14 protein-coding genes and 1 tRNA gene are annotated in these 14,043 nt (G+C 59.8%); 13 read left to right on the top strand and 2 right to left on the bottom strand.

Translation table 11 applies throughout. The annotated features are described in order from the left end of the window. Nucleotides 1-58: 58 nt before the first annotated feature. Nucleotides 59-133 (top strand) — tRNA-Gln (locus tag ADK28_RS24025). An 87-nt stretch (nt 134-220) separates the two neighbouring features. On the opposite strand, the gene ubiF is transcribed toward ADK28_RS24025, so the two are convergent. Continuing rightward, on the bottom strand, nt 221-1,402 hold the full coding sequence (gene ubiF / locus ADK28_RS24020; protein WP_048796867.1) for a 3-demethoxyubiquinol 3-hydroxylase: 1,182 nt from the start codon (nt 1,400-1,402) through the stop codon (nt 221-223). A 197-nt stretch (nt 1,403-1,599) separates the two neighbouring features. Here ubiF and miaB point away from each other — a divergent pair, with 197 nt between their 5' ends. From miaB to ADK28_RS23960, 12 genes are all read left to right on the top strand, one after another. Beyond that, nucleotides 1,600-3,024, top strand: coding sequence for a tRNA (N6-isopentenyl adenosine(37)-C2)-methylthiotransferase MiaB (gene miaB / locus ADK28_RS24015; protein ID WP_048796866.1), 1,425 nt, complete (start codon nt 1,600-1,602; stop codon nt 3,022-3,024). Between the two features lie 119 nt (nt 3,025-3,143). Further along, nucleotides 3,144-3,479, top strand: a complete 336-nt coding sequence (locus ADK28_RS24010) for a zinc ribbon domain-containing protein YjdM (RefSeq protein ID WP_016928764.1) — start codon at nt 3,144-3,146, stop codon at nt 3,477-3,479. 234 nt (nt 3,480-3,713) lie between these two features. Next, nucleotides 3,714-4,769, top strand: coding sequence for a PhoH family protein (locus ADK28_RS24005; protein ID WP_025301852.1), 1,056 nt, complete (start codon nt 3,714-3,716; stop codon nt 4,767-4,769). Beyond that, on the top strand, nt 4,766-5,239 hold the full coding sequence (gene ybeY / locus ADK28_RS24000) for an rRNA maturation RNase YbeY (RefSeq protein WP_016928766.1): 474 nt from the start codon (nt 4,766-4,768) through the stop codon (nt 5,237-5,239). Before ADK28_RS24005 ends, ybeY begins: the two co-directional genes overlap by 4 nt. An 85-nt stretch (nt 5,240-5,324) precedes the next feature. Next, nucleotides 5,325-6,203, top strand: coding sequence for a CNNM family magnesium/cobalt transport protein CorC (gene corC, locus ADK28_RS23995; protein WP_004939973.1), 879 nt, complete (start codon nt 5,325-5,327; stop codon nt 6,201-6,203). A gap of 7 nt (nt 6,204-6,210) precedes the next feature. Next, on the top strand, nt 6,211-7,740 hold the full coding sequence (gene lnt, locus ADK28_RS23990; protein ID WP_033641090.1) for an apolipoprotein N-acyltransferase: 1,530 nt from the start codon (nt 6,211-6,213) through the stop codon (nt 7,738-7,740). Nucleotides 7,741-8,134: 394 nt separating this feature from the next. Then, nucleotides 8,135-9,031 carry an amino acid ABC transporter substrate-binding protein gene (locus ADK28_RS23985; RefSeq protein WP_004939976.1) on the top strand — a complete coding sequence of 299 codons (897 nt, stop codon included), beginning with the start codon at nt 8,135-8,137 and terminating at the stop codon, nt 9,029-9,031. Between the two features lie 213 nt (nt 9,032-9,244). Next, a complete protein-coding gene (locus ADK28_RS23980) occupies nt 9,245-9,985 on the top strand; it encodes an amino acid ABC transporter permease (RefSeq protein WP_004939979.1) in 741 nt (246 codons plus the stop codon). Continuing rightward, a complete protein-coding gene (gene gltK / locus ADK28_RS23975) occupies nt 9,985-10,659 on the top strand; it encodes a glutamate/aspartate ABC transporter permease GltK (RefSeq protein WP_004939982.1) in 675 nt (224 codons plus the stop codon). The genes ADK28_RS23980 and gltK overlap by 1 nt, the downstream gene beginning before the upstream one ends. After that, nucleotides 10,659-11,384, top strand: a complete 726-nt coding sequence (locus ADK28_RS23970) for an amino acid ABC transporter ATP-binding protein (protein WP_004939983.1) — start codon at nt 10,659-10,661, stop codon at nt 11,382-11,384. The genes gltK and ADK28_RS23970 overlap by 1 nt, the downstream gene beginning before the upstream one ends. 113 nt (nt 11,385-11,497) lie before the next feature. Next, entirely contained in the window at nt 11,498-12,430 is a 933-nt protein-coding gene (rihA, locus tag ADK28_RS23965) for a pyrimidine-specific ribonucleoside hydrolase RihA (RefSeq protein WP_016928768.1), read from the top strand. A 148-nt stretch (nt 12,431-12,578) separates the two neighbouring features. Beyond that, complete coding sequence (locus ADK28_RS23960) at nt 12,579-13,283, top strand: FMN-dependent NADH-azoreductase (RefSeq protein WP_016928769.1); 705 nt, start codon at nt 12,579-12,581, stop codon at nt 13,281-13,283. Between the two features lie 40 nt (nt 13,284-13,323). Here the strand turns inward: ADK28_RS23960 and ADK28_RS23955 are convergent, their stop codons facing one another. Further along, complete coding sequence (locus tag ADK28_RS23955; RefSeq protein WP_004939988.1) at nt 13,324-13,806, bottom strand: zinc ribbon-containing protein; 483 nt, start codon at nt 13,804-13,806, stop codon at nt 13,324-13,326. Nucleotides 13,807-14,043 lie beyond the last annotated feature (237 nt).

Here is a 14,043-nt window from a genome sequence, read left to right as displayed (position 1 = left end):
AGCACATCACTCATAATGATGGGGTCACAGGTTCAAATCCCGTCGTAGCCACCATAATTGGGGTGTCGCCAAGCGGTAAGGCTCTGGTTTCTGATACCAGCATACCCAGGTTCGAATCCTGGCACCCCAGCCATATTTAGAAAAGCCCGCTTCGGCGGGCTTTTTGCTGTCTGGCGTTCAGCCAATCCTAATGGGCCCAGCCGCCGCTGAGCCCTACCGGTTACAATCCCAAGGCGTACTTCAACGCATGCTCTTTCAGCTTGCCCGCCCGCTGCGCGGCCATCAGCGCCAGATTGCGCGCCACGTTCAGCGGCGCCAGGTTATTGCTGAAGGCGGTATAAAACAGATCCATGCCACTCTGCATCAGCAGATTGTCGGTGCGACGGCGACGCTGATAACGCAACAGCACCGCCTCGCTGCTCCAGTCCTCTCCCTGATCCCGCGCCTCGCTCAACACATTCAACAAGGCATCCACATCGCGATACCCCAGATTGACGCCCTGCCCGGCCAGCGGGTTGATGGTATGCGCGGCATCCCCCAGCAGCGCCAGCCCCGGCAGTACGTAACGCTGCGCATGACGCCGCGTCAGCGGGAACGATCCGGCAGCGTGCACCTTGACCGGGCCCAGTCGCGCCGGAAAAGCGGCGGCGATCTCGCGCTCCAGCTGCGCCGGCGGCATCGCCTGCAGTTGGCGAATGCGCTGCGGGCTGTCATACCACACCAGCGATGCCCAGCTGTCGTACAGCGGCAGGAAGGCGCGCGGCCCGGACGGGAAGAAGCGCTGCCAGGTCACATCCTGCTGCGGCGCGCCGGTATCGACGGTGATCAACATGCACGCCTGACGATATTGCCAGCCGTTGGTGCCGATCGCCGCCAGCTTGCGCACCTGTGAGTTGGCACCATCGGCGCCGATAACCAGCCGCGCCTGCAGCGTTTCACCGCTGTCCAGCGTCAGCTGCCAGGCCTTGTCCGCCCGCTGCAGCGATTGCAGCCTGGCGGGGCACAGCAACGTCAGATTGGCGCACTGCGCGAACTGCTGCCACAGCGCCAGCTGCAGAATACGGTTTTCCACCATAAAGCCCAGCTCCGGCAGCCCCAGGGACACCGCGTCGAACGCCACGCGCGACGACGCCCATTCCCAGGTCTCCAGCCGGCGATACGGCGCCGTGCGCATCGCCGTCACGGCCGGCCAGGCGCCGAGCTGTTTCAGCAGCCCCACCGAGGTGCAGCCGATCGCGGAAATGCGCAGGTCCGGCGGGCTTTGCGCCTCGAACGCCTGCGGCGCCTGATGTTCCAGCAACGCCACCGACCAGCCCGCCTGCGCCAGCCCCAGGGCCGCCGCCGCGCCGACCATGCCGCCGCCCACCACCACCGCGTCATACCGATTTTGAGATGTCTTCATATTGGCTATGTTTTCTATGTGAATGCTCGCCATCCCACCCGGCATGGCGTTTTGCGCAGTGTACCGGATTTTCGCTTCGGCTTCAGGTTGCGTGCCATTTTCCCCCGCGCTGGTCACAACGGCGGCAAATGATTACAATACGCGCCCTGCATGTCGCGTAACGCAACTTTCGCTCCGCACTGAGTAATGGCAAGTCAATGACGAAAAAACTACATATCAAAACCTGGGGCTGCCAGATGAATGAGTACGATTCATCGAAAATGGCCGACCTGTTGAACAGCACGCACGGCTTCGAGTGGACCGACAACGCCGAAGAAGCGGACGTGCTGTTGCTGAACACCTGCTCGATCCGCGAAAAAGCGCAGGAGAAAGTTTTCGCCATGCTGGGGCGCTGGCGCTTGCTGAAAGAGAAGAACCCGTCTGTCATCATCGGGGTCGGCGGTTGCGTGGCCTCGCAAGAAGGCGAACTGATCCGCAGCCGCGCGCCTTGCGTCGACGTGGTATTCGGCCCGCAGACCCTGCACCGCCTGCCGGAAATGATCAATCACGTTCAGGGCACCCGCAGCCCGGTGGTCGATATCAGCTTCCCGGAGATCGAAAAATTCGACCGCTTGCCGGAACCGCGCGCCGAAGGCCCGACCGCATTCGTGTCGATCATGGAAGGCTGCAACAAATACTGCACTTTCTGCGTGGTACCTTACACCCGCGGCGAGGAAGTGAGCCGCCCGAGCGACGACGTGCTGTTCGAAATCGCCCAGTTAGCGGCGCAGGGCGTGCGCGAGGTCAACCTGCTCGGCCAAAACGTCAACGCTTACCGCGGCGCCACGCATGACGGCGATATCTGCTCGTTCGCCGAACTGCTGCGCCTGGTGGCCGCCATCGACGGCATCGATCGCATTCGCTTCACCACCAGCCACCCTATCGAGTTCACCGACGATATCATCGCGGTGTACGAAGACACGCCGGAGCTGGTCAGCTTCCTGCATCTGCCGGTGCAGAGCGGTTCGGATCGCATCCTGACCATGATGAAACGCGCGCACACCGCGCTGGAGTACAAGGCGATTATCCGCAAGCTGCGCAAGGCGCGCCCGAACATTCAGCTCAGCTCCGATTTCATCGTCGGTTTCCCGGGCGAGAGCCAGGCCGACTTCGAACAGACCATGAACCTGATCGCCGACGTCAACTTCGACGTCAGCTTCAGCTTCATCTATTCGTCGCGCCCCGGTACGCCGGCGGCGGACATGGTTGACGACGTCAGCGAAGAAGAGAAAAAGCAGCGGCTGTACATTCTGCAGGATCGCATCAACCAGCAGGCGCTGCAGTTCAGCCGCCGCATGCTCGGCACCGTCCAGCGTATTCTGGTGGAAGGCACCTCGCGCAAAAGCGTGATGGAACTGGCCGGGCGCACGGAATGCAACCGTGTGGTAAACTTCGAAGGCACGCCTGACATGATCGGCCAGTTTGTCGACGTGGAAATTACCGAGGTGCTGACCAACACCCTGCGTGGCGCAGTGGTGCGCACCGAACAGCAGATGGCTCTGCGCGTACATGAATCCCCGCAGTCGGTGATCGCCCGTACCCGCAAAGAAAACGCGCTGGGCGTCGGCATTTACCAGCCCTGACGCCGCGGCGGCCGCCTTAACGCCGCCCATTCACGCTATTCCTTACCGTTTCTCCGCCGGGCGTCCGCGCCCGGTGATGTTCTTTTTTCTATTTTTTATTGTTGAAGAGGCGACATAACATGCAACTCCCACACTGCCCGAAGTGCAACTCCGAATACACCTACCAGGACAATGCCCTGTTCATTTGCCCTGAGTGCGCCCACGAGTGGAGCGACAGCGCCCCGGCGGAAGATCAGGATGCGCTGATCGTCAAAGACGCCAATGGCAACCTGCTGGCGGACGGCGATGCGGTCACCGTGGTCAAAGACCTGAAGGTCAAAGGCAGCTCCTCGATGCTGAAGATCGGCACCAAGGTGAAAAACATTCGTCTGGTGGAAGGCGATCACAACATCGACTGCAAAATCGACGGTTTCGGCCCGATGAAACTGAAGTCCGAATTCGTGAAAAAGAACTGATTCCCAGCGGTCTTGTCCTGCGATGACGCGGCGGGCTTTGCGCCCCGCCGCGTTTTTTCCTGATCTTCCCTTGAATTCCGCCGACGGCGCACAGATAGATCAGCGGTAAACTTGCGCCGTTGCGGCGCACCATGAATAATTCAAGAAAGAGAGTATTCAGGCTCGCCCTGAACGCGCGCGTCCCGGACGCGCTATGTGACATCAACCAGGCCCGATGTGACCTAGAGGAATAGTTTGAACGTCGCAACACAAGAAATTTTGTTAGAGCCCGCAGACAACAAGCGTTTGCTCAGCCTGTGCGGCCCGTTTGATGACAACATCAAACAACTCGAGCGCCGATTGGGCATCGAAATCAATCGCCGCGACAACCGTTTCAAGCTGGTCGGCAAGAACCTGTGCGTGGTCGCCGCCGCCGATATCCTGCGCCATCTGTACGTGGATACCGCGCCGATTCGCGGCGTGATCCCGGATATCGATCCGGAGCAAATCCATCTGGCGATCAAAGAGAGCCGGGTGCTGGAACAGGTGGCCGACAGCGTGCCGGATTACGGCAAGGCGGTCACCATTAAAACCAAGCGCGGCATGGTGAAACCGCGCACGCCTAACCAGGCGCAGTACATCGCCAACATTCTCGATCACGACATCACCTTCGGCATCGGCCCGGCCGGCACCGGCAAAACCTACCTGGCGGTCGCCGCTGCGGTGGATGCGCTGGAACGCCAGGAAATTCGCCGCATACTGCTGACCCGCCCCGCGGTCGAAGCCGGCGAAAAGCTGGGCTTCCTGCCGGGCGATCTGAGCCAGAAGGTCGACCCTTATCTGCGCCCGTTGTACGACGCCCTGTTCGAAATGCTGGGCTTCGAGCGCGTGGAGAAACTCATTGAGCGCAACGTGATCGAAGTCGCGCCGCTGGCCTATATGCGCGGCCGCACGCTGAACGACGCCTTTATCATCCTGGATGAGAGCCAGAACACCACCATCGAGCAGATGAAGATGTTCCTGACGCGCATCGGCTTCAACTCGAAGGCGGTCATCACCGGCGACGTCACCCAGATCGACCTGCCGCGCAACCAGAAATCCGGCCTGCGCCACGCGGTGGAAGTGCTATCGGACGTGGAGGAGCTGAGCTTCAACTTCTTCCACAGCGAAGACGTGGTGCGCCACCCGGTGGTGGCTCGCGTGGTCATCGCCTATGAGGCCTGGGAAGCGGCCGAACAGAAACGCAAAGACGCGATTGCCGAACAACGTAAGCGCGAGGCGCTCGCCGCCTCCGAGCAGGAGACACCATGAGCCAGGTGATTTTGGATTTGCAGATTGCCTGTGAAAGCAGCGACGGCCTGCCGGACGAGGCCACCTTCCAGCGCTGGCTGGAAGGCGTGCTGCCGCAATTTCAGGAAGAGGCCGAGGTGACCGTGCGTCTGGTGGACGAAGCGGAAAGCCACGAGCTGAACCTGACCTACCGCGGCAAAGACAAGCCGACCAACGTGCTCTCTTTCCCGTTCGAAGCCCCGCCGGGCATCGAGCTGCCGCTGCTCGGCGATCTGATCATCTGCCGTCAGGTGGTTGAGCAGGAAGCGATTGAGCAAGGCAAAACGCTGGAGGCCCACTGGGCGCATATGGTTGTCCACGGCAGCCTCCATCTGCTAGGGTATGACCACATCGAAGACGATGAAGCCGAAGAAATGGAGTCTTTGGAAACCGAAATCATGCACGGACTGGGCTATCCTGATCCGTACCTGGCGGAAAAAGACCCCGTCTGACGTCAGCCGTTTACCCTACAGCCCCTCTGCGGGGCTGTCGCTGACGCCCCTTAACTCTGACATGAGTGACAGTAACGAAAACGCCATGAGCGACGACCATTCACAAAGCAATGACAGCCCCAGTCCCAAGAAGGGGTTCTTTACTCTTATCCTTAACCAGCTGTTCCACGGCGAGCCCAAAAACCGTGGCGATCTGGTCGAGCTGATCCGCGATTCCGAACAAAACGACCTGATCGATCCCGATACCCGCGACATGCTGGAAGGCGTGATGGATATCGCCGAGCAGCGCGTGCGCGACATCATGATCCCCCGCTCCCAGATGGTGACGCTCAAGCGCAACCAGACGCTGGAAGAGTGCCTGGACGTGATTATCGACTCCGCCCACTCGCGCTTCCCGGTGATCAGCGAAGACAAAGATCACATCGAAGGCATCCTGATGGCCAAGGATCTGCTGCCGTTCATGCGCGCAGACTCCGAGCCGTTCAGCATCGACAAGGTGCTGCGCACCGCGGTGGTGGTGCCGGAAAGCAAGCGCGTCGACCGGATGCTGAAAGAGTTCCGCTCCCAGCGCTATCACATGGCGATTGTCATTGACGAATTCGGCGGCGTGTCCGGCCTGGTCACCATCGAAGATATCCTGGAACTGATCGTCGGCGAGATCGAAGACGAATACGACGACGAAGACGATCTGGATATCCGCCAGCTCAGCCGCCACATGTACACCGTGCGCGCGCTGGCGCCGATCGAAGACTTCAACGAAGCCTTCGGCACCCACTTCAGCGACGACGAGGTCGATACCATCGGCGGTCTGGTGATGCAGGCCTTCGGCCACCTGCCGGCGCGCGGGGAAACCATTGAAATCGAAGGTTACCTATTTAAAGTTGCCATGGCCGACAGTCGACGTATCATCCAGGTTCATGTAAAAATTCCGGACGATTCTCCACCACCGAAACTGGAAGATTAAATCCAACATGGCTAAAGCCTCATTACTTGAACGCCAGCGGGTTCGCGCCCTGCTGGCGCTGTTGTCAGGTGCCGGCGGGACGCTGGCGTTCTCGCCCTACGACTTCTGGCCCGCGGCCATCGTTTCCCTGTTCGGCCTGCTGGCCGTTACCCTCAATCGCACCACCAAACAGTCCGCCCTGCTCGGCTTTGTCTGGGGCTTCGGGCTGTTCGGCAGCGGCATCAACTGGGTGTATGTCAGCATCGCCGATTTCGGCGGCATGCCCTTCGCCGTCAACGTCTTCCTGGTGGTACTGCTCGCCGCTTACCTGTCGCTGTATACCGGGCTGTTCGCCGGGCTGTTGACGCGCCTGTGGCCGGCCACCCGCTGGTGGCGGCTAGCCATCGCCGCGCCGGCGCTGTGGCAGGTGACCGAATTCCTGCGCGGCTGGGTGCTGACCGGCTTCCCGTGGCTGCAGTTCGGCTACAGCCAGATCAATGGCCCGCTGAAGGGCATCGCGCCACTGCTGGGCGTCGACGCCATCACCTTTGTGCTGATGGCCATCGCCGGCCTGCTGGTGTACGCCGTCAATCAGCGCCGTCTCTCGGCTGCCGTGATTGCCGCCGCGCTGCTGCTGTTGCCGTGGCCGCTGCGCCAGCTGCAGTGGTTTGCCCCGCAGCCGGAGAAAGCGGTGAACGTCGCCATGGTGCAAGGCAACATTCCCCAGTCGATGAAGTGGGATCCGAGCATTCTGCTCAGCACGCTGCAAACCTATCTGGACGAAACCCGCCCCTACATGGGCAAAGCGCCGATCATCATCTGGCCGGAGTCCGCCATCCCTGACTTCGAGCCGCGTCAGAACGGCTTCCTGACCATGATGGATGACCTGATGCGGGCGAAGAACAGCAGCCTGATCACCGGCATCGTCGATGCGCGCGCCACCCCGCAAGGCGTGCAGGAATACAACAGCGCCATCGTGCTGGGCGAACCGACGCCGTACAGCTACCCGGCCAAAGATCGCTACAACAAGCATCACCTGGTGCCGTTCGGCGAGTTCGTGCCGCTGGGTGAACTGTTGCGCCCTATCGCGCCGTTCTTCAATCTGCCGATGTCCGGTTTCAGCCGCGGCGACTACGTGCAGCCGCAGCTCAGCGTACGCGGCTACAACCTGACGGCGGCCATCTGTTACGAGATCGTGCTGGGCCAGCAGGTGCGCGATAACTTCCGCCCGGACACCAACTTCCTGCTGACCATCTCCAACGATGCCTGGTTCGGTCACTCCATCGGCCCGTGGCAGCACTTCCAGATGGCGCGCATGCGGGCGCTGGAGCTCGGCCGGCCGCTGCTGCGCAGCACCAATAACGGCGTTACCGCCGCAGTGGATGCGAACGGCGAGGTGATCGCCGAGATCCCGCAGTTTACCCGCCAGGTGCTCGAAGTGAAGGTCACGCCGACCACCGGCGTCACGCCTTATGCGCGCTTCGGCGCCACACCGCTGTGGGTGATTACCCTGCTGCTGGGCGGCTGGGCGCTGATGTTGGGCTTGCGCCGCAAATAATCCTCTTCGCCGGGGCGCGCCCGCCGCGCCCCGCGTTCCCGTCAATATCCCCACCTCAGTCAGAAAACGTCGTTAAATCAACGCGGCTGGCACACTCCTTGCTTTTATCTATGGCGACAACGCGCGCCGGTTTACTTTTGCTGACGTTTTGTCGCACCTGCGCACATTTTGGGTGCATTAAGCGCACCGCGCGGGGGCGCCGACGTTTTGTTGCATTAATTTGGTGCGCGCGGCGTCTCAAAAAATGAAACATTTTAGTTTCAATGTGTTCACAATCGGTTATTTTTTAACAGCGTTCAGTTCATAAGACTATCTTTATAACTTGAGCAATAAACAGTCGATTTAACCTGACGCTCTTTAGTCAGAGCCACAACAACAGCAAAGGAGTTGGACCATGCAAATGCGTAAATTGGCGTTATCGTTACTGCTGCTCGGTGCGGCAGGTAGCGTGGCGCACGCGGAAGACCTGACCGGTACGCTGAAGAAAATCAAAGACAATGGCGTGATCGTTGTCGGCCACCGCGAATCGTCAGTGCCGTTCTCCTACTACGACAACCAACAAAAAGTTGTGGGCTACTCTCAGGACTACTCCAACCAAATCGTTGAAGCCGTTAAGAAAAAGCTGAATGCGCCGAATCTGCAGGTGAAAATGCTGCCGATTACCTCGCAGAACCGCATCCCGCTGCTGCAAAACGGCACCTATGATTTCGAGTGCGGCTCCACCACCAATAACCTCGAGCGCCAGAAACAGGCCGCCTTCTCCGACACCATTTTCGTGGTCGGCACCCGCTTGCTGGTGAAGAAAGGCTCCGATATCAAAGACTTTAAGGACCTGGCCGGCAAACCGGTGGTGGTCACCTCCGGCACTACCTCCGAAGTGCTGCTGAACAAGCTGAACGACAGCGACAAAATGAACATGCGCATCATCAGCGCCAAAGACCACGGCGACTCCTTCCGTACCCTGGAAAGCGGCCGCGCGGTGGCCTTCATGATGGACGACGCCCTGCTGGCGGGCGAACGCGCCAAGGCCAAGAAACCGGATCAGTGGGAAATCATCGGCACGCCGCAGTCGAAAGAAGCCTACGGCTGCATGCTGCGCAAAGACGATCCTGAGTTTAAAAAGCTGGTCGATGACACCATCGCCCAGGCGCAAACTTCCGGTGAAGCGGCCAAGTGGTTTGAGAAATGGTTCAAGCAGCCTATTCCACCGAAAAACCTCAACATGAACTTCGAACTGTCGGATGACATGAAGCAGCTGTTCAAAGAGCCTAACGACAAAGCGTTGAACTAAATAGAACAAAAGCCGGGGCGGCCGCCAGGCCAAACCGGCCCAGTTGATGACTGGGACAGACAGGAATGAGGGGGGCCGTTCCCCTCCCTCATTTTCCCCAAGGCGCATCACCGACACCCGTACACAACAAGCCAGCCAGACTGGCCGCGCGGCGATCGGCGCTCATCAAGTCATCAATCTTCGGCGCCCTGCGCCCGTTTATCGGAGTTTGTTATGTCAATAGATTGGAACTGGGGTATCTTCCTGCAGCAGGCCCCGTTTGGGAACACCACTTACCTCGGCTGGATCTGGTCCGGCTTTCAGGTCACGGTGGCCCTCTCCGTCTGTGCCTGGATTATCGCTTTCTTCGTCGGTTCACTGTTCGGTATCTTGCGTACCGTGCCCAACCGCTTTCTTTCCACCCTCGGCACCTGTTACGTCGAACTGTTCCGCAACGTGCCGCTGATCGTGCAATTCTTTACCTGGTATCTGGTGATCCCCGAGCTGCTGCCGGCCAATATCGGCACCTGGTTCAAAACCGAGCTGGATCCCAACGTGCAGTTCTTCGTCTCTTCCATGCTCTGCCTGGGGCTGTTTACCGCCGCCCGCGTTTGCGAACAGGTGCGCGCCGCCATTCAGTCCCTGCCGCGCGGCCAGAAAGCCGCCGGGTTGGCGATGGGCCTGACGCTGCCGCAAACCTACCGCTACGTGCTGCTGCCGAACGCCTACCGGGTGATCGTGCCGCCGATGACCTCGGAAATGCTCAACCTGGTCAAAAACTCCGCCATCGCCTCCACCATCGGGCTGGTGGACATGGCCGCGCAGGCCGGTAAGCTGTTGGATTACTCCGCACACGCCTATGAATCCTTTACCGCCATCACGCTGGCTTATATCGGCATCAACGCCGTTATCATGCTGTTTATGCGTCTGGTCGAAAAGAAAGTGCAGTTGCCTGGCAACCTGGGGAGTAAATAATGTACGAATTTGACTGGGCGTCGATCGTCCCAAGCTTCCCTTATCTGCTGCAAGGCATGGTGATCACGCTGAAGATCACCGTGACCGCCATCGTGGTCGGCATCCTGTGGGGCACCGTGTTGGCGGTCATGCGTCTGTCGCCGTTCAAACCGATAAGCTGGTTCGCCACCCTGTACGTCAACCTGTTCCGCTCGGTGCCGTTGGTGATGGTGCTGCTGTGGTTCTATCTGGTGGTTCCAAGCTTATTACAACAGGTTCTAGGGCTGTCGCCGAAAACCGATATTCGCCTGATCTCGGCTATGGTAGCCTTTTCCCTATTTGAAGCGGCCTATTATTCGGAAATCATCCGCGCCGGTATCATCAGCATCTCGCGCGGCCAATCCTCCGCCGCGCTGGCGCTGGGCATGACCCACTGGCAGTCCATGCGGCTGGTGATCCTGCCGCAGGCGTTCCGCGCCATGGTGCCGCTGCTGCTGACTCAGGGCATCGTACTGTTCCAGGATACCTCGCTGGTTTACGTACTGAGCCTGGCCGACTTCTTCCGCACCGCGTCGACCATTGGCGAACGCGACGGCACCCAGGTTGAAATGATCCTGTTCGCCGGTTTTGTCTATTTTGTTATCAGCCTCGCCGCCTCGGCGCTGGTAAGCTATTTGAAGAAAAGGACTGTTTGATGATATCCCTGAAAAATGTTTCCAAGTGGTACGGTCACTTCCAAGTGTTGACCGATTGCACCACCGAAGTGAAAAAAGGCGAAGTGGTCGTCGTCTGCGGTCCTTCAGGTTCCGGCAAGTCCACCCTGATCAAAACCGTCAACGGCCTCGAGCCGATCCAGCAGGGAAGCATCCTGGTGAACGGCACGCCGGTCAACGACAAGAAAACCAACCTGGCGCAGCTGCGTGCCAAAGTCGGCATGGTGTTCCAACACTTTGAGCTGTTCCCGCACCTGTCTATCATCGACAACCTGACGCTGGCGCAGGTGAAAGTGCTCAAGCGCGATAAGACCGCCTCACGCGAGAAGGGCCTGAAGCTGCTTGAACGCGTCGGCCTCTCCGCCCATGCCAACAAGTTCCCCGGCCAGCTGTCCGGCGGCCAGCAGCAGCGCGTCGCCATCGCCCGCGCGCTGTGCATGGATCCTATCGCCATGCTGTTCGATGAACCGACCTCGGCGCTCGATCCGGAAATGATCAACGAAGTGCTGGACGTGATGGTCGAACTGGCGAACGAAGGCATGACCATGATGGTGGTAACCCACGAAATGGGCTTCGCCCGCAAGGTGGCGAATCGGGTGATCTTTATGGACGAAGGCAAAATCGTCGAAGACCGCAACAAAGACGATTTCTTCAACAACCCCGAGTCCGATCGCGCCAAGGACTTCCTGGCCAAGATCCTGCACTAAACTCTCTCGATGCGCCCCGCCAGGGGCGCATCTTTTCTCCCGGCACTAAAAGCGCTTGTTTCTCCCCGGTTTTGATCCGATGCTCGCTGGATAACAAACAGAGGAGAAAGAACATGCCCCGCCCTATTATCATCGATTGCGATCCCGGCCTCGACGACGCCATCGCGCTGGCCATGGCGCTGCGTTCGCCGGAGCTGGACGTCAAAGCCATTACCACCTCCGCCGGCAACCAGACGCCGGAGAAAACCCTGCATAACGCGCTGGGCCTGCTGACCCTGATGCAGCGCGAGGACATCCCGGTCGCCGCCGGCGCCGGCGGCCCGCTGATGCGCGAACTGGTGATCGCCGACTATGTCCACGGCAAAACCGGCATGGGCAACACCCACCTGCCGACGCCGACCCTCAAACCCGATCCCCGCGGCGCCGTTGAGCTGATCGCCGACCTGCTGCGCGCCAGCCCGCAGCCGATCACCCTGGTGGTGACCGGCCCGATGACCAACATCGCCCTGCTGCTGGCCCAGCACGCCGAGCTGAAAAGCCGCATCGAGCGCATCGTATTCATGGGCGGCGGCATGAACGCCGGCAATACCACGCCGGTGGCGGAGTTCAACATCTTCGTCGATCCCGAAGCCGCCGAAATGGTGCTGAAATCCGGGGTGCCGCTGACCATGGCCGGGCTGAACGTCACCCATCAGGCGCTGGTGTTGCCGCAGGATATCGAGCGCATTCGCCAGATAGACAATCCGGTCGCGCAGGCGGTCGCGGAGATGCTCGATTTTTACCTGCCGCTGTACCTCAGCCATCCGCGCGGCTTGCCCGGCGCAGCGATGCACGATCCCTGCACCATCGCCTGGCTGCTGGCGCCGCAGCTGTTCACCGGCGTAGAACGCTGGGTCGGCGTGGAGACCAAAGGGGACTACACCGTCGGCATGACGGTGGTGGACTATTTCCAGCAAACCGGCAATGCGGCCAACGTGGAAGTGCTGACCGGCATCAACCGCGAGGGCTTTATCGATCTGCTGGCCGAGCGCGTAGCGCGTTATTGATCCTATCGGGGCGCGCTCGCGCCCCTCATTCAACTTTTTTGATTTAACTCAGCGAATTTTTGCGCTATCACTGTTCATGGCTTGCCTCTACCATGCGTTTACACCGACTGACATCGTTACCGATTAGCCTTCGCCTGGAGATAAGCCAATGAGCCGCGTACTGGTCCTGAAATCAAGCATTCTGGGTGAATATTCCCAGTCTGGAAAATTAGTCGATTTTTTTGTTGAACAATGGCGTGAAACTCACCCTGAAGACACGTTCACCGTGCGCGATTTGGCCAACCCAACGCTGCCGGAGCTGGATGGTGAAGTGATGGCCGGCTTTACCGCCGGCGACAAACCGCTGACGCCGCATCAGCAAAGCACCCTGGCGCTGTCCGATGAGCTGATTGCCGAGCTGAAGTCGCACGACACGCTGATCATCAGCGCCCCGATGTACAACTTCAACATCCCGACGCAGCTGAAGATCTACTTCGATCTTATCGCCCGTGCCGGCCAGACGTTCCGCTATACCTCCGCCGGCGCCGAAGGGCTGGTGACGGGCAAGAAAGCGATCGTCATCTCCAGCCGCGGCGGCGTCCACGCCGACACGCCGACGGATCTGATCACGCCGTACGTGAAGTTGTTCCTGGGCTTTATCGGCATCACCGACGTTGAATTCGTGCTGGCGGAAGGCTTCGCCTACGGCCCGGAAGCGGCGGAGAAAGCCGCCCAGGACAGCCGCATCGCGATCGCGCAGAAAATCCCGGCCGGCGTTGCCGTACCGGCCAGCGCACCGGCGCAGGCGGAAGTTGCCCCGGCAACCGTCAGCGGCGGTTTCCTGAGCAATCTGCTGAAGAAACTGTTCCGTTAAACGCCAGCCTTAGCGTTCCCCGCCCTGCCGGGGAACGTCATCACGGTTCAAACGGCCGGCGCTGGAACTGGTCGTGACCGCATTTCGGGCAGAGCGGCAGCACCTCCGGCGTGTAAAACGCCAGATGGTAGTGACACTGCTCGCACACCAGGTTGCCCAGCCCCACCACTTCACCGCTGTGGTAAACGCCGTGGTGGCTGACATCCTTGAACACCTCGCGCCACTCCAGCTGGGTTTTGTCGGTGATATCCGCCAGTTCCTGCCACAGGCTCTCTTTGATCACGCGCATAAACACGCTGTCGGTAAACTCGTCCCGGCTCTCCTGATAGCTGCGCGCGAACTCTTCCAGATCGCGCCGCACCGCCTGCGTCACCTGCCGCACTTCGTCGCGGGTCAAATCTTCGGCCTCGTTCAAGCGCCGCTCCGCGCTGGCCACCAGTTCATCGATATCGCGTTCGCCGTTTTTCAGGCGTTCGCTCAACGATGCCACCAATTCGCGGTAATACTGAGCAACCTTGTTCATAGACTCTCCTCGATAAACGCTGCGCCGGACTTGGCTGTAGGGATCCCCCCTAAGCTACTTGTTCTTATTTTAGCCGTAAATGACTGATGCCACTTGGCAAGACGCGGGATCCGCAGGTTGTGAGCCGCGTCATGACGGCGTTTTTTTTAAATGCGCCGAGTCAGGCGCTTGGAGTTGTTGCCGGGAGGTCTTATCAGCTATGCTATGCGGATCTACGAATACTAAATGTTCATTGCG

The organism is Serratia sp. 506_PEND (genome assembly GCF_001076875.1).
Classification (GTDB): domain Bacteria; phylum Pseudomonadota; class Gammaproteobacteria; order Enterobacterales; family Enterobacteriaceae; genus Serratia; species Serratia marcescens.
The sequence above is the reverse complement of the archived record's forward strand: the minus strand, read 5'-3'. Positions and strand labels throughout refer to the sequence as shown.